The organism is Amycolatopsis sp. NBC_00348, assembly GCF_036114655.1.
Lineage (GTDB): Bacteria > Actinomycetota > Actinomycetes > Mycobacteriales > Pseudonocardiaceae > Amycolatopsis.
In genome coordinates this window covers 1910862-1927489 of sequence record NZ_CP107994.1, presented here as the reverse complement: position 1 = coordinate 1927489, position 16628 = coordinate 1910862, and the positions used below count along the sequence as shown (strand labels likewise).

The 16628-nt window shown below is 73.5% G+C and carries 15 protein-coding genes and 1 pseudogene; 9 read left to right on the top strand and 7 right to left on the bottom strand.

Annotated elements, in window-relative coordinates:
• Positions 1-36: 36 nt before the first annotated feature.
• Positions 37-777 (top strand): annotated as a pseudogene (locus OHS58_RS08715) (sulfite exporter TauE/SafE family protein); the annotation flags it as partial.
• A 62-nt stretch (positions 778-839) separates the two neighbouring features.
• Here OHS58_RS08715 and OHS58_RS08710 read toward each other — a convergent pair.
• The gene (locus OHS58_RS08710; RefSeq protein ID WP_328647824.1) at positions 840-1496 is read right to left on the bottom strand and encodes a helix-turn-helix transcriptional regulator; all 657 of its coding nucleotides are present in this window, start codon (positions 1494-1496) and stop codon (positions 840-842) included.
• A gap of 105 nt (positions 1497-1601) precedes the next feature.
• Here OHS58_RS08710 and folE point away from each other — a divergent pair, with 105 nt between their 5' ends.
• Positions 1602-2207 carry a GTP cyclohydrolase I FolE gene (gene folE, locus OHS58_RS08705; RefSeq protein WP_247064365.1) on the top strand — a complete coding sequence of 202 codons (606 nt, stop codon included), beginning with the start codon at positions 1602-1604 and terminating at the stop codon, positions 2205-2207.
• A 6-nt stretch (positions 2208-2213) separates the two neighbouring features.
• Here the strand turns inward: folE and OHS58_RS08700 are convergent, their stop codons facing one another.
• Positions 2214-4985 (bottom strand): AfsR/SARP family transcriptional regulator, encoded by a 2772-nt coding sequence (locus OHS58_RS08700; protein WP_328647823.1) that lies wholly within the window; start codon positions 4983-4985, stop codon positions 2214-2216.
• Between the two features lie 149 nt (positions 4986-5134).
• On the opposite strand from OHS58_RS08700, the gene OHS58_RS08695 reads away from it, so the two are divergent.
• A complete protein-coding gene (locus OHS58_RS08695; protein ID WP_328647822.1) occupies positions 5135-5578 on the top strand; it encodes a hypothetical protein in 444 nt (147 codons plus the stop codon).
• Positions 5579-5623: 45 nt separating this feature from the next.
• Here OHS58_RS08695 and OHS58_RS08690 read toward each other — a convergent pair whose 3' ends face one another.
• A complete protein-coding gene (locus OHS58_RS08690; protein WP_328647821.1) occupies positions 5624-6088 on the bottom strand; it encodes a hypothetical protein in 465 nt (154 codons plus the stop codon).
• A gap of 168 nt (positions 6089-6256) precedes the next feature.
• Here OHS58_RS08690 and OHS58_RS08685 point away from each other — a divergent pair, with 168 nt between their 5' ends.
• Positions 6257-7030 carry a maleylpyruvate isomerase family mycothiol-dependent enzyme gene (locus OHS58_RS08685; RefSeq protein ID WP_328647820.1) on the top strand — a complete coding sequence of 258 codons (774 nt, stop codon included), beginning with the start codon at positions 6257-6259 and terminating at the stop codon, positions 7028-7030.
• 5 nt (positions 7031-7035) lie between these two features.
• On the opposite strand, the gene OHS58_RS08680 is transcribed toward OHS58_RS08685, so the two are convergent.
• The 4 genes from OHS58_RS08680 to OHS58_RS08665 form a co-directional block, all read right to left on the bottom strand.
• On the bottom strand, positions 7036-7467 hold the full coding sequence (locus OHS58_RS08680) for a hypothetical protein (protein WP_247052513.1): 432 nt from the start codon (positions 7465-7467) through the stop codon (positions 7036-7038).
• A 120-nt stretch (positions 7468-7587) separates the two neighbouring features.
• Positions 7588-8247 (bottom strand): response regulator, encoded by a 660-nt coding sequence (locus tag OHS58_RS08675; protein ID WP_247052514.1) that lies wholly within the window; start codon positions 8245-8247, stop codon positions 7588-7590.
• Positions 8247-9752, bottom strand: a complete 1506-nt coding sequence (locus OHS58_RS08670; protein ID WP_328649783.1) for a GAF domain-containing sensor histidine kinase — start codon at positions 9750-9752, stop codon at positions 8247-8249. Before OHS58_RS08670 ends, OHS58_RS08675 begins: the two co-directional genes overlap by 1 nt.
• A 150-nt stretch (positions 9753-9902) precedes the next feature.
• Positions 9903-10310, bottom strand: coding sequence for a pyridoxamine 5'-phosphate oxidase family protein (locus tag OHS58_RS08665; protein WP_326950370.1), 408 nt, complete (start codon positions 10308-10310; stop codon positions 9903-9905).
• Between the two features lie 246 nt (positions 10311-10556).
• Here OHS58_RS08665 and OHS58_RS08660 point away from each other — a divergent pair, with 246 nt between their 5' ends.
• The 5 genes from OHS58_RS08660 to OHS58_RS08640 all read left to right on the top strand — a co-directional run bounded on the left by OHS58_RS08660 (position 10557) and on the right by OHS58_RS08640 (position 16626).
• Positions 10557-11189: a sigma-70 family RNA polymerase sigma factor gene (locus tag OHS58_RS08660; RefSeq protein WP_326952717.1), complete on the top strand. Its 633-nt coding sequence runs from the start codon at positions 10557-10559 to the stop codon at positions 11187-11189.
• Positions 11186-11671: a hypothetical protein gene (locus tag OHS58_RS08655; RefSeq protein ID WP_328647819.1), complete on the top strand. Its 486-nt coding sequence runs from the start codon at positions 11186-11188 to the stop codon at positions 11669-11671. The genes OHS58_RS08660 and OHS58_RS08655 overlap by 4 nt, the downstream gene beginning before the upstream one ends.
• Positions 11672-11698: 27 nt before the next feature.
• A complete protein-coding gene (locus OHS58_RS08650) occupies positions 11699-12208 on the top strand; it encodes an AAA family ATPase (RefSeq protein WP_326950372.1) in 510 nt (169 codons plus the stop codon).
• Positions 12209-12894: 686 nt separating this feature from the next.
• Positions 12895-14331, top strand: coding sequence for a DUF1996 domain-containing protein (locus OHS58_RS08645; RefSeq protein WP_326950373.1), 1437 nt, complete (start codon positions 12895-12897; stop codon positions 14329-14331).
• A gap of 267 nt (positions 14332-14598) precedes the next feature.
• On the top strand, positions 14599-16626 hold the full coding sequence (locus OHS58_RS08640; protein WP_328647818.1) for a YcaO-like family protein: 2028 nt from the start codon (positions 14599-14601) through the stop codon (positions 16624-16626).
• Positions 16627-16628 lie beyond the last annotated feature (2 nt).

Genomic DNA, 16628 nt, shown 5'->3' with positions numbered 1-16628 from the left:
CTCGGCGAAGCAGGTCCCAGGGGCCGTACTACCGTCGGGGGCGTGTGGGTCGTCCTGCTGGTCGCGGTGCCCGTCGGGGTGCTGATCGGGACCGTCGGCGTCGGCGGGGTGCTGCTGCCGCCCGCGCTCACCTGGCTCGGCGGGCTCGACGTCCACGCCGCGGCCGGGACCAGCAGCTGGGCCTTCCTGTTCACCGGGCTCGTCGGCACCCTCGGGTACGCCCGCCAGCAGGCCATGCCGTGGCGGTTCGGCGGCCTGCTCACCCTCGGCGCGGCGCCCGCCGCGGCCGCCGGGGCGCTGGTGAACGGGCTGCTCCCGGCCGCCGTGCTGTGGCTGGTGCTCGCCGTCGTGACGGCCGGTTCCGGCGCGTACAACCTGTGGTTCCGCGCCAAGACGTCGCGGGTGCGCGACGACCTGCCCGTCGCCGCGACCGTCACGATCGGCGTGGTCGTCGGGTTCGGTTCGGCGCTGACCGGGACCGGCGGGCCGGTGCTGCTCGTCCCGGCGCTGCTGGCGCTCGGCGTCCCGGCGTTGACGACCGTCGCGGCCGGGCAGCTGATCCAGCTGCCGCTCGTCGGCTTCGCGACGCTCGGCTACGCCGCGCACGGCTCCGTCCACTTCGGACTCGGCACGCTGCTCGGCGGCATCGCCGGAGCCGGCGCGCTCGTCGGCACGCGGCTGGCGAAGCGGCTGCGGCAGCAGCACCTTCACCGCATCGTGTCGGCGGCGCTGGTCGTTTTCGGCGCGTTCCTGTTCGTCCTGGCCGCACGCAGCTAAGCCGGCGTCAGCCGCACCGCCCCGGCCGCGGGTCGTGTCGGCGGCCTTGGGGCCGCGCAGAGCTAGAGCGCCGTCAGCCGCACGCAGCACCGGCCCGGCCGCGGGTCGGGGCGCGCGGTCAGCTCCGGCGCACCCGCGCCGGTCAGCAGGCCCGCCACCAGCGCGAGGTTCATCTCGCAGACCAGTTCCGGGTGTGCCCGGGCCAGCCGGTGGAACGGGCAGTTCCCCAGGAGCACCTCGCCTTCCTCGGTCCGGGGCTCGAACCCGTGCGCCTCGAGCGCCGCCGTGAGATCGGCCGCGGCGGCCCCCCGCCGCTCCCCCAGCTCCCGCGCCCGCAACGCCAGGATCTCCCGGGCCGAGCCGCCGGTCTCGCCGGCTTCCTCGACCGCCGTCGCCAGGAGGTGGCCGGCCAGCTCGTAGTCGCGTTCCGGCAGCGAGACCGTCACCTGGCGGTCCGAGCGGCGGTAGAGCTTCGCCGGGCGTCCGGCCCCCGGCCCGGTGCGCCCGGTGCGGCGTTCGTGCCCGACGGCGAGGAGCTGGGCGTCCACCAGGCGGTCGAGGTGGAACGCGACGGTCGGCCGGGGCACACTCAGGGCGGCGGCGACGTCGTCGCGGCTCACCGGCCCGGGCTGGCGGACGACGTAGTCGTACAGCCGGCGCCGGGTGGGCTCGTCGAGCGCGGCGACCGCGGCCAGCGCACCGGCCTGGGGTTCGTGCATCACCGCATTCTAAAACAAATAACCGTTGACGAAAACCCGGGCGGCCTTCTAACGTCGGTACGACTTGGTTTTAGAACGAAGGGGCTCCCCGTGACAGCCGAACCCATGAGCGAACCGGTTCCCCTCCGGCACCTCGGTGTCGTCCCCGACCGCGACGCCTTCGACCTCCACGCGGCCGAACGCGCGGTGGCCGACCTGCTGCGGGCGCTGGGCAAGGACCCGACCTCGGAGCACCTCGGCGACACCCCGCGGCGGGTGGCGAACGCCTACGCGGAGATGCTGCGGCCCCGCGACTTCAAGCTGACGACGTTCCCCAACGACGAGGGCTACGACGAGCTCGTGCTCGCCAAGAGCATCCCGGTGCAGTCCCTGTGCGAGCACCACATGCTGCCCTTCCGCGGCGTCGCGCACGTGGGCTACCTGCCGGGCGAGCGCATCCTCGGCCTCTCGAAGCTCGCCCGGGTCGTCGAGCTGTTCGCCCGCGACCTGCAGGTGCAGGAGCGGCTGACCAAGCAGGTCGCCGACTGGCTCCAGGAGCACCTGGCACCGAAGGGCGTCGGCGTGGTGATCGAAGCCGAGCACCTCTGCATGTCCCTGCGCGGGGTCCGGGCGAGCGGCGCGCTCACCGTCACCTCGTCGCTGCACGGCCTGGTGCGCGAAGAACCCAAGACGCGGCAGGAGTTCTTCGCGCTGACCGGCGTCGTCGCCTAGCGGCGGTCAGCGCACCGGGGTCCGCTCGAGCGCGTCGAGCTGCCGCTGCACGCGGCGGGCGTCGTCGTCACGGCCTTGGCGTCGGCAGAGTGTGAGCGCATCCCGCCACGTTTCGGCGGCTTCGCTGTGCCGTCCGAGTGCCGCGTACGCGGTGCCGAGCCGGTCGAGGGTGCCGGCTTCCTCGGTGGTGGAACCGATTTCGCGGAGCCGGCAGATGGCCTCGCGGTAGTGGCCGACGGCCTCGGCGTGGTTCCCGACGCGGTGCGCGATGTAGCCGAGACTGTCCGAAGTGGTCGCCTCCCCCTCGGCGTTTCCTTGACGGCGGAACAGGTCCAGGGCGGCTTCGCAGTGTTCGCGGGCTTCGTCGTAGGCGCCGAGCTGGGCCGCGTACCAGCCGATCGCGTTGAGCGCACCGGCTTCCCAGTCGGGGTTGCCGACGTCCCGGCTGATGCGCAACGCCTGCCTGGCGTGCTCGCGGGCCTTCTGGTGATCGCCTTGCGCGCCCCACGCGGCGGCGAGGGTCCGGTGGGTGTGGGCCTGGTTGGTCGTGTCGTCGTGCCGCTCGGCGCGGGTCAGTGCTTCCTGCAGGTGGACGTTCGCCTGCGTGTGAGCGCCCAGGTCGGCGTGGGCGCGGCCGAGCAGGCGGTGGGTGAGGATCCGGGTCGCCGGGTCGGCGAGGTGCCCGGCCGCCGTCATCGCGACCTGCCAGGTGCCGAGCCGGTCGTGCAGGTGTCCCTGCCGCCGGTGGAACGTCTCGAGCGCCCAGGCCAGGTCCCACGCCGTCCGGTGGCGCCGGTTCCCGGACGCGGTGTCCAGGGCCGCCAGCAGGCAAGCGTGCTCGGTGTCGAACCAGCTCAGCGCGGCCGCGTCGTCGGGCAGCTCGGGCACGGCGTGCCGGGGAGCGGCCGGCGCCGGGTGGCCCGGTTCGCGGTGCGGGTTCAGGAGCCGGTCGGCGCGGTACGCGGTGTGCAGGTAGAAGTCGACGACCCGGTGCTGCGCGGCGGCGCGGACGTGCGTGGGAAGCCCGGCCGCCGTGAGGGTGGCGTGCCGGCGGATCAGGTCGTGGAGCCGGTAGCGGCCGCGGCCGGTCCGGGTGAGCAGTGACGCCTGTTCCAGTCCGCGCAGGATCCGCTGGGTGTCCGCCGGGGGCCGGTCGAGCAGGGCAGCGGCGGCTTCGGGTCCGAGGTCGGGCCCGGGTGCGACCCCGAGCAGGGCGAACGCGCTCGCCTGCTCCGGCGCCAGTGCGTCGAGCGACCACGACAGCACGGTGGGCAGGCTGGCGGTGGGGTCGTCGTCGGCGAGGGCCTGGAGCCCGGCGTCCCGCAGTTCGCCGGCCAGCACGCTCAACGGGAGGTCCGGCCGCAGCTGGGCGCGCGCGGCGACGATGCCCAGCGCCAGCGGGAACCCGCCGCAGAAGGCGATCAGCCGGTCCGCCGCCGCCGCTTCGGCCGTCGTGCGGGCGGCGCCGAGCCGGCTGGTGAGCAGGAGGCGGGCTTCGTGCTCGGACAGGACGTCGAGGCGGAGGTGGTGGGCCGCGTGCCCGGTGACCAGTCCGGTGAGCTGGGTGCGGCCGGTCACCAGGACGGTGCAGGTGTCCCCGCCCGGCAGCAGCGGGGTGACCTGGGTGGTGTCCGCGGCGTTGTCCAGCACGAGCAGCATCCGCCGGCCGGTGACGAGGTCGCGGAACAGCGCCGCGCCGGCGTGCGGGTCGATCGGCACCTGCCGGGGTTCGACCCCGAGCGCGTCGAGGAACCCGCGGATCGCGGCGGCCGGCGCCATCGGCGCGTGGTCGGGGCTGAAGCCGCGCAGGTCCACGTACAGCTGGCCGTCGGGGAACCGGTCGGTGTGGCGGTGGGCCCAGTGCAGGGCCAGCCACGTCTTGCCGATGCCGCCCGCCCCGGCGATCGCCGAGATGACCACCGTGCCGCCGGGCTCGCGCGGGTCCAGCACGGCGTCCAGGCGGGCCAGGTCGTCGTCGCGGCCGACGAACGGCCGGGGTGCTCGCGGGAGCTGGTGGCACACCGCGGGAGTGCCCCCGGCTGTGCGCGTGGTGTTCAGCAGGGTCTGCTGGAGGTCCTGGAGCGCGGTTCCCGGGTCGGTGCCCAGCTCTTCCACCAGCCGCGTCCGGATCCGGTGGTAGTGCTCCAGCGCGTCGGCGCCGCGCCCGGCCTGGTGCAGGGCGCGCATGTACTGCCCGGCGACGTGCTCGTCGAGCGGGTGGTCGACGACCCGCGTGGCGAGCTCGGCGACCAGCGCGTCACCCTCGCCCGCCCGCAGCCGGGCGTCGACGAGCGCGCGTTGCGCGGCGAGCCGTTCCTCGCCCAGCTGCCGGCGTTCCGCGTCGGCCCACGCGCAGTCGAGGCCGGTGAGCGCCTCCCCGTGCCACAGGTCCAGCGCCCTGCTCAGCAGCCCGGGTGCCGCCGCCGGATCGGGTTCGGTCCGGGCCCGGGCGCACAACGCCCGGAACAGCGGAAGGTCCAGCACGGGTCCGGCGTCGCCGGTCGTCAGGACGTACCCGCCGGATCGCCGCACGATGTCCAGGCCGTCCACTTCGGCCAGCGCCTGCCTCAGCCGGGAGACGTAGCTGTAGAGCGTCGCCCGGCCCCGGCGCGGCAGGTCGGGACCCCAGATCCGCTCGACCAGCCGGTCGACCGGAACGACCCGGCCGGCGTCGACGGCCAGCGCCGCGAGCAGGCAGCGTTGCCGGGTGGTCCCGAGGTCGACCGGCCTGCCGTCGACCTCGACGGCGATCTCGCCGAGCACGCGAAGAACTGTCACCGAACCCTCCCCGGATCGGACCCACCGAACCAGGCATAGCCGCTCGACCGGCGAAATGCAGGAACTCCGCAAGCAAATCACACGATCGGCCCTCCACGATCACCTCGACGTTGCGCCGGGACCGCCGGCGCGGGGAGGGGGATCAGAGGATGCGTACGAAGGTGCGGGCAGCGGCCCGGGTACTCGGCGTAGCGGCCGTCGCCGCGGGAGCGCTGGCCGTGGGGCCGGTCGGGAACCAGGTGGCGTCGGCCGCGCCACTGGCGTGCACGGCCGTCGGCAACGCCGACGGCACGGTCTCCGCGTTCACGCTCTACGACAACACCGGCTACTCCGGAAGCTGCATCACGTTCTATCGCTACGGCAACTGCACGGCGTCCACCACCGACACCGAGGGCCTGTACAACCTCAACGGCTGGGGCTGGGACAACCGAGCGAGTTCGGTGCACACCGCGCACTCCTGCGACATCCGGCTCTACGACGCGCGGGACTGCCCCAGCAGCGGCACCCGCAGCACGTGGATCGACCAGAGCGCCGATCTCCGGCTCGGCAGCATCAACTGGCAGAACCGCGCGAGTTGCGTGGTGATCAGCTGACGCCTCGCCGAGGGCGCCGGGATCAGCGACCCCGGCGCCCTCGGGTCACGCCACCGGTGGTTTGCAGATCGTGTTCCACCCGCTGGGGTGGGGCACCCCGTTCACGGTCACTTCCCCGTAGACCTTCGCGCACAGGGTGTTCGCGTCGGAGACGTAGATTCCGCCCGCGTAGGTTTCGTAGTCGTCGTCGGAGTCGTACCACTGGGTCGTCCAGCCGGCGTGCTGGAGGACCACCTCGATGTGGTGCTTGCCGTCGAGGTTGTCGAAGGTCATCGCGCAGAACGTGCCGCTGCCCTCGGACGAGTACCAGACCCTGACGTACCCGGTGGTCTGCGGAATGTCGATCTGCTCCAGGAAGGCCCCCTTGCAGGTGGGGAACGGGCCCGCGTACCCGGGCGGCGCCTTGTCCGGGAAAGTCTGGGCCGACGCCGCAGCCGCGCCACCGAACGCGGTGGTCGCCACCAGCCCGATGACCGCGACCGCGGTCGCGATCCGTCTCCTGATCTCCACCTGGAACCTCCACCCTCGGCGGGCCGCGCCCGGTTCAGGCGGGGCCTCGGCGTCAGGCTGGCGGACCGAGGTGCAGGCTTCCTTGCGAGAATCCTGCAACTCGCAGGTCAGGGCGCCGGCCGTGGAAATCGCTGGCCGGGCGCCGGAGCGTGGTGCTAGACAGCCTCCGTGCACTCCACCCTGGACTTCCCCGACCTGTTGCAGCTGATCGACGAACGCTCGGCGGCCTTCCGTGCCGCGGTGGGCGTCGCGCCCAGTCTCGACGTGCCGGTGCCGACCTGTCCCGAGTGGACGTTGTTCGACCTGGTGCGGCACCTGGGCGAGGGTCGCCTCGCCTGGGCGGCCACCATCGTCGCCGGGCCTGATGCCACAGCCAAGGCCGCGCCGCGGGACGTCTCGGCGCCGCCCCGGGAGCGTGAGGCTTTGCTTGCCTGGTCGGCCGCGGCGACGCGGGAGCTGCTCGACACCTTGCGCGAAGCCGGGCCGGATCGGGGTTGCTGGGCGTGGTGGGGCAAGACGCAGTCGCCGCGGACCTGTGGTGCCGTCGCCCGGCGTCAGCTCCACGAGGTCGCGGTGCACACCTACGACGCCCAGGTCACCGTGGGCGCGCCGCGGCCGCTGCCGGACGAGGTGGCCCTCGACGGGGCCGAAGAGTTCCTGTCCACCTTCTGCACCACGACGGTCGCCTGGCCGCACGAGCCCGCGGTCGTCGACTACCACGTCGCCGAGGGCCGGTCCTGGCGCCACCGGCTCGCCGCCGACGGCGCACGGGCCGACCGCCTACCGGCACCCGCGGCCGGCGACGTCCCGGACGCGTCCGCCCGGGGCACGGCCCATGACCTCGTCCTGGCCTTCTACGGCCGGATTCCGCTGGACACCCTCACGCTCGACGGCGACCGGCGGATCTTCGACCAGCTCGTGGACTGGGACCCGGAGCGCTAGATCGCCTAGTCCCGGCGGTGCCGGCCTCCCGGGCCCGTGGCCAGTGCCTGCACCCGCGTCACGAGGTCGCGCCTCCGGTTGCGGCGGGCGTACTCCAGCAGCGCCTCCACCTGGGCCTCCGGCAGCCAGCCCTGGTCGGCGCCGATCTCCAGCGTCAGCAGGTGCGTCACCAGTTCGCGGGAGTCGTCGTCGCACTCGCCCGCCAGTTCCGCGAACCGCAGCGCCGCGTCGGCCGCGCCGTCGCACCACGCCGTCATGGCCAGCAGCGTCGCCGTCGCGGTCAGGATGTCGCCGCGGTGGACGCCGCCCTCCGCGGCCAGGTGCTCGGCCAGCTGGAAGCTGTGGGTGCCGACGCCGCCGGCCCCTTCCTCGCGCACCGCTTTCGCGAGCGCGTGGATCTGCTGTGTGACGTAGTCCCCGCTCGAAAACCCCGACATGCCGTCCCCTCCACCCCGCGACGAGTCCCGTGCGGCCCGTGCGGTCACCCCGACAGGTGTACTCCATTCGCGCCCAGATACGTCGGACGCCCCACCGGTTTCGTCCGATCGGTCGTGAGATCAGCCCGATCGTCCCGGTTCGTTGCGCCGTTGGGACACGTAGACCGCGGCCGACGTCCGCCGCTCGACGCCGAGTTTGTGCAGCACGGAAGAAACGTAGTTCTTGACGGTCTTTTCCGCCAGGAAAAGCCGTTCCGCGATCTGCCGGTTGGTCAGGCCTTCGGCCACCAGGTCGAGCACCCGCCGCTCCTGCGGGCTGAGCTGCTCGTACCGCGGATCCGGGGCCGAGGCCGTCTCCCCCCGCAACCTGTTCATGACGGACGCGGTGAGCGTGGCGTCCAGCAGCGAGCCGCCGACGGCCACCGTGCGGACGGCGTCGATCAGGGACCGGCCGGAGACCTGCTTGAGCATGTACCCGGCCGCGCCGGCCATGATGGCGCCGAACAGGGCGTCGTCGTCCGAATAGGACGTGAGCATCAGGCAGGCGGGCGGCGGCTCGAGCGTCGAGCGGATCTCGCGGCAGACCTCGACGCCCTGGCCGTCGGGCAGCCGGACGTCCAGGATGGCCACGTCCGGCCGGACCTGCGGGATCCGGACCAGGGCCTCGGCGGCCGTGCCGGCCTCGCCGACCACTTCGATGTCCGGCTCGGACTCGAAGACGGTCTTCAGCCCGGTGCGGACCAGCTCGTGGTCGTCGAGCAGGAACACCGAAATCGTCATCACGCAGTCCCTTGTTCGCCGGCCGACCGGGCCGGCAGCCCGGCCGTCCACTCCAGCCGGGAGCCGCCGTCGCCGGCGGCCACCAGCGCACACGTCCCGCCCCACCGCGCGGCCCGGGCCGCCAGGTTGGCGAGCCCGCTGACCCGCCCGGGGCCCGGGGGCGGCCCGGTCCCGTCGTCGCGCACCACCAGGCTCAGCCGCGTGCCGAGCCCGTCCACGGTGACCTCGACCGAGCACGACGTCGCGCCGGCGTGGCGGGCGACGTTCGTCAGGGCTTCCCGCAGCGACGCGATCAGGTCGGAGCGGACCGCGTCCGGCACGGCGGCGTCGAGCGGCCCGTCGAAGCCGACGCGCGGTTCGAAGCCCAGCGTGTCCCGGGCGTCGACCGCCACCCGCAGCAGCTCCGCGCGGAGGCTGCCCTGCGCCTGCGCGGGCGCCTGCAAGGAGAAGATGCTGTTGCGGATCTCGCGGATCGTGCCGTCGAGGTCGTGGGCGAACCCGGCGACGCGCGCGCCGACCCCCGGGTCCGAGATCAGCCTGCTGACGCCCTCGAGCCCGAGCCCGGTCGCGAACAGCCGCTGGATCACCAGGTCGTGCAGGTCGCGCGCGATCCGGTCGCGGTCCTCGAAGACGGCGAGCTGCTGGCGGGCCTCCTGCGCCCGGGAGAACTCGACGGCGAGCGCGGCGTGCCCGGCGAACGTCTCGGCCAGCTGGACGTCGGAGTCGGTGAAGGGCGAGCGGTCGCGGAACTTCGCCACGAGCAGCACCCCGAGGGTCTCCTCGCCGACGATCAGCGGCACCGAGATCGCCGAGTCCAGGTCCTTGATCATGGCGGGCATCGGCCCGGCGCGGTCGCGCTGCTCGTTCTGGACGTGCTCGCCGTAGTCCCGCACGACGATCGGCCGGCGCGTGGTGAACGCGATCCCGGTCGCGGTGCCCTCGGTCGGGATGGTCAGCCCGGTGAGGCGGTCGGAGTCCTCCCCCGGCGGCTCGACGACGTCGAACACCAGCAACCCGGGCCCCGCGGGCAGGGCGATCGCGCCGCCGGTGCCGCCGGCCACGACGCGGGCGCGTTCGGCGATCAGCCGCAGGGTGGCGCGCAGGCTCTGCGCGCCGAGCAGGGCCTTGGTGACGTCGTAGGAGGCCTCGAGCCAGCGTTCGCGGCGGCGCATCCCGTCGACGAGCAGCGCTTTCTCGACGGCCATCCCGGTCGCCGCGGTGAGCGCGCCCAGCACTTCACGCCGGCGGCCGGCGAAGCCGCCTTCGCCGGGCTCGATCCGGAAGGTGCCGAAGGTCTTGGGCCCGGCGCGCACGGGGATCTCGACCGCGCCGTCGCTCGTGCCGGGCCGGCCGTACTCGGCCACACCGCCCTCGGGTCCGGTCACCTCGACGCGGCCGTGGCGCGCCCCGACCAGCTCGCACACCGTCGTCACCGCTCGTTCGAGCAACGCCGGCATCTCCAGCTCCCGCGCGATCCCGGCCACCGCGGCGAGGATCGCCGGCATGCCGATTTCGTCCGCCACTTTCTTGTCGACTCCGCTGGCGTCGCCCACTCCCGGGGGTCTCCCCGGGCCGTCAAGGGTGCCACAGGTCACTGCCCGTGCCGGCCCAAGCCGGTTCGTCCATCCGGTGGGTCGTTCGGTGCCACGGCGTTGTTACTCGGCCGGGCAGGCCATTCGGTGACCGGTGATCGCCTCGACCGGGATCTGCAGGAACCGCCGCCCGGCCTGGGACGGACACGGGCACAGGCAGGCGATCTCGGCGGCCGAGGAGTCCCGGAACTCGCCGGCCCGGCCGAGCAGGCTGACGAACCAGCCCGCGCCGAGGTCGGCGGCGAAGTCGTCGGCCTCGAACGCGACGACGGCGTCGCGCGCGCCGGCGTAGAGGGGACTGCCTTCGGGCACGGCGAACACGACGCTCTCCCCGACGACGGTGAACCGCACCGGGCGGACGGCCGGCATCGCCCGGTGGGTGAAGATCACCCGGCCGAGGCTCGCCGTCCGGAGCAGCGCGAGGCACTGCGCCCGGTCGAGCAAGAGCCCGAAGCCCACATCGTCAGCCATCTCGTCCCTGTGCTTCTCCTGTGAATATTCCCGGCCACCAGCGTGATCCGTTGCCGAGGGTCGCCGGTAGGGCCGTTCGACCCGGCCACGCCCGGCCCGGCTCCGAAACCCCTACGACGGCGCCGTCCGCCAGTGCCGAAAGACCCGGGTCCGCACGGGCGCCCGGCCGGTGTGGCGGACACGCGGCGCGACCTACCGTCGTGACCGTCCGTTGCCGGCGTGCGTCCGAAGGAAGAGGTGAGGCCGATGCCGCCGCATTCCGCCGGGGGTGACTCCCCGCCCGCGGCGACGTTCTCGCTCGACACCGCGCTCGTCCGGCAGGCCGTCGCCGGCAACCGGGCCGCGGTGGCGGGGCTGCTGCGCGAGCTGCGGCCGATCGTGTTCCGCTACTGCCTCGGCCGGCTCGGGTCGTGGCAGGACGGCTCGTCCGACGCCGAGGACTGCGCCCAGGACGTGCTGCTCGCGGTGGTGCGCGCGCTGCCCGGCTACCGGTACGAGCTCGACGGGTTCCTGCCGTTCGTCTTCGGCATCGCCGCGCACAAGATCGCCGACTTCCACCGCCGCCGCTCCCGCGACCGCACCAGCCCGGTCGCGGAGCCGCCCGCCGGCCGCTCGGAGGGCGCGGAAGGCACCGACCCGACGGGCGAGGAGGTCCAGCGCTCCGCCGCGCTCGACTGGTCGTCCGGCCTGCTCGACACGCTCCCGCCGCGCCAGCGCGAGATCCTGGTGCTGCGCATCATCCTGGGCATGACCGCGGAGGAGACGGCGGTGGCGGTGGGGTTGAGCAGCGCGGGCGCGGTCCGCGTGGCCCAGCACCGGGCGCTCACGACCCTGCGGCGGAACCTGCAGGCGAAGAAGAGCGCCGAATCCACCTCGTGACGGGACCCCGGATGCTCTACCGCTTGAGCCCGCCGGGCACCATGTCCTGGTGCGCCGCGCCCGGCGACGCGGTCTCGCGCGCCCCGGCCGAGCTGGACGCGCTGCCCTGGGCGCCCGCGGAACGCGCCTTCGGTGCCGACCTGCTGCGGATCGCGGTCCGCCACGGGGTGGCGTCGCCCGCCGGGCTGGTCCTCGACGCCCGGCACACCGTCGACCTGGGCCGGGCCGACGGGCTGCGCAGCGACCAGCTCGCCATCGACGACGCCCAGGCGGGCCTGCGGGAGAGCGTCGCGATGCGGCTGATCGAGCAGGCCTACCCGGGATCGGGCGAGCTGGCCGCCCAGCTCGACGAGAAGCTGCGGAAGGCGGCCGAAAACACCGCCCGGGAAGCCGAAGCGCAGCTCGCCGAGGTGCTGGCGGCCCCCGTGCGGCCGGCGCTGGCCGAGCACTGGCGACGGCTCGGCGGGCGGTACCCGGACTGACCGGCCGCCCCGTGCGATCATGCGCGGGTGCCTCCAGTGCTGATCGTCGTCGGCGGGCTGCCGGCGTCCGGGAAGACCACCGTGGCGACCGAACTGGCCCGCCGCACCGGGTTCTCCTACCTGCGCGTCGACACCATCGAACAGGCGATCGTCCGCAGCACACCGCTGGGCAACCCGCTCGGGCCGGTCGGGTACGTCGTCGCCTACGACGTCGCCGCGGACCTGCTGCGGACCGGCGTCAGCGTGATCGCCGAGTGCGTGAACTCCGTCGAGATCACCCGGAACGCCTGGCGGGACACCGGAACGGCGCACGGGGCGCGGGTGCTGGAGACCGAGATCGTCTGCTCGGACCCGGTGGAACACCGGCGCCGCGCGGAAACCCGCGACACCGGCATCCCCGGCCACGTGCCGCCGACGTGGCCGCAGATCGTGGCCCGCGAGTACGAGCCGTGGACGCGTGACCGCCTCGTCGTCGACACCGCCGAGCGGTCGGCCGCCGAGGCGGCCGCGCTCATCGAAGCGGCCGCGCGGCCTTGACGTCGATTGCCGCGGTTCCGGCGGCGCCGGACTGAATTCCCGAGCGGCGACGAACAAAGAGCGTCGCCGAATGCGGGGACACCCGTTGAACGCACTTCCCGGGCGTGCACCAGGGATATCGCCGGGCCGGCGACCGGCGGGCATTCGAGGTGCTTCACTGAGGGATACGGCTGCCGGTTCGGATCGGTTCAAAGAATTTTCCGCGGGTTTCGCCACACCCCCGGAAGCTGGACAACCACCCGGTCCAGGCCCCAGGATGACCGCCGTCACCAACTACTTGAGAGCGCAACCAGCGTACACGAACGGCTACCCAGCGTGACGCACCCGCGGGCCGCCGCGAGCGCGTCCTGTGCACGGCGCTATTCGCGCACGCCATTCTTCGCGCATTTCCGGGGACCATTCACGACCACGTCCGACTACGGAAACGGAAACCGGACCTGACGGTTCGTGATGGTCGGAAACACCTTCTTGCCCGGTGTCAAACCCCGGTGTAGCGTCCATAACGGAACGATAACCACCCGGTCGACGGCGTGGTCACGGGCAGGTGACCACACGTCCCACTGATGTCGGGTCAGTGGGCGGCCGGGCGTCGTTCCTCCCCTGCAGACGCCTTTCCTGACTGGTACGCCCCTGGGCTCGTACCGGTCAGTGTCGCGTTTCCCGCCAGCCCGACACCCGGAGGATCCATGTCCCGCACCCAAGGACGGCATCGGCTTTCGCGCAGAACGAAGATCGCCACCGGCGGTCTCGCCCTCGCGATGGCCGTCGGCGGCATCGTCGTCGCCACCACGACCGGCAACACCGGACAGGCCAGCGCCGACGAGGTCGATCCCGCACTCTTCGTCGACATCCTGAAGGTGGCGCCGAACCAGTTCGACCCGCGGCCGGTCAGCGGCGCGGCGACGGGCACGTTCACCGTCGACTGCGGCCGCAACGAGAACGGCCACTTCAACCCCGACAACTTCATCGCCCAGCCCGGCGTCCGCAACGGCGCCCAGCACCTGCACGACTACGTCGGCAACCTCTCGACGAACGCCGACTCGAACAACAAGAGCCTCGTCAAGGCCGGCACCACCTGCCGCAACGGCGACAAGTCCGCCTACTACTGGCCGGTCGTGCGCATCGACACCGGCGAGGAAGAGGCGAAGAACGAGCCCGCGAAGGCGCCGGACGGCGACCGGGCCCAGGCCGACCAGGAGGCGAAGACCGTCCAGGTCGCCTGCCCCGACGTCGCCAGCAAGCTGCCGGACGTGCCCGACCAGGCGATGGCCGAGGTGGAGAGCAACCTGGACCAGCTCGACGGCCAGACCGACGAGGCCAACCAGCGCGTCGCCTCGACGCAGGGCCAGGGTGGCGCGGACTTCGTGCGCAACGCGATCCTGACGCCGCTCAAGGACCGGCGCGCCGCGATCCTGGAGCGCATCGCCATCGCGATCGGCCGCTTCACGCAGAAGCCGCGCGACCTGGGCGGGCTCGCGCCGTGCGCGCCGAAGCCGGGCAAGGACCCGGGCACCGGCGCGACTCCCCCGCCGAGCACCACCGCGGGCGGCGCGCTGCCGGGCCAGGACGAGAACAACGAGCTGCCCGAGAACGACGGCGTGATCCAGCGGCCGCAGAAGGTCCAGCTCACGTTCCGTGGCAGCCCGACGGGCAAGGTCGTGGCCATGCCGAAGTTCCTGCGCGTGCTCTACGGCGACGCGAAGGTGTCGACCAACGGGCCGGCCAACGCCCGCGCGAGCTGGACGTGCAGCGGCTTCGAGAACCGCGTCACCGACAAGTACCCGATCTGCCCGCAGAACAGCAAGGTCAAGCGCATCCACACGTTCCCGAGCTGCTGGGACGGGCAGAACATCGACAGTGCGAACCACCGCACGCACATCGTGTTCCCGGACCAGGCCGGCTGGTGCCCGAAGGGCTTCAAGGCCGTGCCGCAGCTGCAGATCACGCTGACCTACGACATCCCGCACGACATCCAGGTCAAGAAGCAGTACAAAGTGGACTCCTTCCCGCAGGAGCACCACAACCCGCTCTCCGACCACGACGACTTCGCGAACGTGATGTCGCAGCGGATCATGAGCGGCCTGGTCAACTGCGTCAACCGCGGCCGGACCTGCCGGGCCTGACCACAGCGGACAGTCCGAAGCGCCCCGCCGTCCGCTCCGGGCGGCGGGGCGCTTTCGCGTGCGCCCCGCACGCGGCGGCCGTGGATTCCGCACGGGCCGGGACGTGCGGATCGCACTCCAGGAGACGTCACCGCGCACGCCCGCGGCCGAAACTGGCACCAACAGCACAACCGCACAGAAGGGAACGCAGTCGCAGCCCAGCTCCCCCGGTGCCGCGGCCCCCGCCCCCGGGGCCGCGGCACGCTCCGTTCCGACAAGGGATCCGCCATGCCTTCCGACGACGTCCGCCCGGAACTGACCGGGGTCGAGGTCCACGACCTCGAGCCGGCCCTGTGCCTGCTCATCACACCGAACGGCGGCCAGTACCCGATCCCGGTGCCGGCCGCGGAGGTCCGCGCGTGGATCGCGCGCTGCGACGGCACCCGCACCCGGGCCGAGCTGCTCGCCGGGGTGAACCCCGGATACGCGGAACTGCTCGACGTCCTCACCGAGGATGGCGGCCTCCGCCCCGCGACGGACGGCGCGAGCCGCGTCGCCGCGACCACCGTCCTCATCGCCGGGACGCCGGAGCTGACCGCGCCGCTCGCGCAGATCCTCGCCCCGGCGGGGTACGCGCGGGTCCAGACGCTCTCCGACGTCGACGGTCCCTTCCCCGTCAACCCGGCCGACGCCGTCGTCGTCGCCGCGTTCACCCACCCGGCGTACTCCGAGCTCACCGCCCTCGACGCGTTCTGCGCCGACCGCGGCGTACGGCTGCTGCCCTTCCGCTGCGAACGCGGCCAGGGCATCGCCGGGCCCGCGATCACCCCCGGCGGCCCCGGCCCCGACTTCGCCGACGTGCTCGACCGGCGGCGGTCCGCGGCCCCCGACCCGCGCGTGATCGACGCCTTCGCCACCGCCGACCCGCCGCCCGGGCGGCGGTTCCGCCCGATCGACGCCCGCTGGATGCTGACCGTGCTCGCTGTCCAGCTGGAGCGCTGGCTCGCCGGCGAACCCGCCGAGACGACCACCGGCGAGCTCGAGCTCGACCCCGTCCGGCTGAGCGTGCTCCCCCGGCCCGTCCTGCCGTTCCCGGACCGCACCCGCGCGATCGAGGCGCGCGGCCCGCGCCCGGACCTGCTCGTCGACGACCGGACCGGCATCGTGACCGCCGTCCACGAGATCCCGCCCGCTCCCGGCCTGCCCGCCCGCCTGAAGGTGTGCGCGGTGGACGTCGCCGACATGCACCGGGTCGCCGACTGGGCCAACGACCGCCGGGCGGTCGGCACGTCGTGGCACGACTTCGACGTCGCCCGCGACGCCGCGATCGGCAAGGCCGTCGAACGCTACTGCGGCAGCTGGCTGCCCGCGGACCGCGAGCTCCGGCACGCCAGCTACCTGCGGCTGTGCCGCCAGGGCGTGCCCGCGCTCGACCCGCGTCGCCTGAACCTGTACTCACCGCGGCAGTACGCCATCCCCGGGTTTCCCTTCGCGCCGCTCACCCCCGACACGGAATGCGCGTGGATCGAAGCCTTTTCCCATACGACGCGGGAGGCGCTGTGGGTGCCCGCGTGCCTCGTCTCCGACCGGCCCGAGCCCGACGGCGCCCGGTTCACCGATCCCCTGCTCGCCGGCCTCGCCGGGGGGACGAGCAGGGAACACGCCGTGACCTCGGGCCTGGAAGCGGTGCTCGAGCAGGACACGACGATGCTCTGGTGGGCCAACACACCGCGGTTGCGCCGGCTGCCGGTCCCGGCCGAGCTCCGCGCGCTGATCGCCGACACCGCCGATACCCACGACGTCACGCTGATCCCGCTGGACAACGAGTTCGGCGTCCCGGTCGTCGCGGCGGCCGTGCTCGACCGGGCCCGGCGCCGGCTGTCCATCGGCACCGCCACCCGGCCCGACGCGTTCGAGGCGGCCAAGCAGGCGCTCGCCGACGGGTTCGCGCGGCAGCACGCCGACGCGGCCCTCGACCCGCGGGCCGTGACCCGGGTGGCGCCGTGGGTGCTCGACCTGCCGGTGCGCCCGTGGGAGGGGCTGCCGTCGGTGGGCGAGCGGGGGCTCAAGGCCTACCGGGAACGCGTCGAGGAGCGGGGTTTCGAGGTGATCAGCGTCGATCTGACCACGCGGGACGTCGCGAGCGCCGGGTTCCACGCCGCGCACACGATCGTGCCGGGGCTGGTGCCCCGCTTCCCGGCCGGCGCGCCGTACTGGGGCGACGGGCGGATCCGGCGTGCCGCCGTCGACCTCGGCTGGCGGCCGGCACCGCTGCCCGAGGAGCGGCTGAACGTCTTCCCGTTCCCGCACGCGTGACG

What these genes read in the sequence shown, in the direction of transcription:
- OHS58_RS08660 (WP_326952717.1), top strand. Translation starts at nt 10,557, where the DNA reads ATGCCGCCGCATTCCGCCGGGGGTGACTCCCCGCCCGCGGCGACGTTC.
- folE (WP_247064365.1), top strand. Translation starts at nt 1,602, where the DNA reads ATGAGCGAACCGGTTCCCCTCCGGCACCTCGGTGTCGTCCCCGACCGC.
- OHS58_RS08670 (WP_328649783.1), bottom strand. Translation starts at nt 9,752, where the DNA reads ATGCCGGCGATCCTCGCCGCGGTGGCCGGGATCGCGCGGGAGCTGGAG.
- OHS58_RS08680 (WP_247052513.1), bottom strand. Translation starts at nt 7,467, where the DNA reads ATGTCGGGGTTTTCGAGCGGGGACTACGTCACACAGCAGATCCACGCG.
- OHS58_RS08645 (WP_326950373.1), top strand. Translation starts at nt 12,895, where the DNA reads ATGTCCCGCACCCAAGGACGGCATCGGCTTTCGCGCAGAACGAAGATC.
- OHS58_RS08695 (WP_328647822.1), top strand. Translation starts at nt 5,135, where the DNA reads ATGCGTACGAAGGTGCGGGCAGCGGCCCGGGTACTCGGCGTAGCGGCC.
- OHS58_RS08675 (WP_247052514.1), bottom strand. Translation starts at nt 8,247, where the DNA reads ATGACGATTTCGGTGTTCCTGCTCGACGACCACGAGCTGGTCCGCACC.
- OHS58_RS08665 (WP_326950370.1), bottom strand. Translation starts at nt 10,310, where the DNA reads ATGGCTGACGATGTGGGCTTCGGGCTCTTGCTCGACCGGGCGCAGTGC.
- OHS58_RS08640 (WP_328647818.1), top strand. Translation starts at nt 14,599, where the DNA reads ATGCCTTCCGACGACGTCCGCCCGGAACTGACCGGGGTCGAGGTCCAC.
- OHS58_RS08710 (WP_328647824.1), bottom strand. Translation starts at nt 1,496, where the DNA reads ATGCACGAACCCCAGGCCGGTGCGCTGGCCGCGGTCGCCGCGCTCGAC.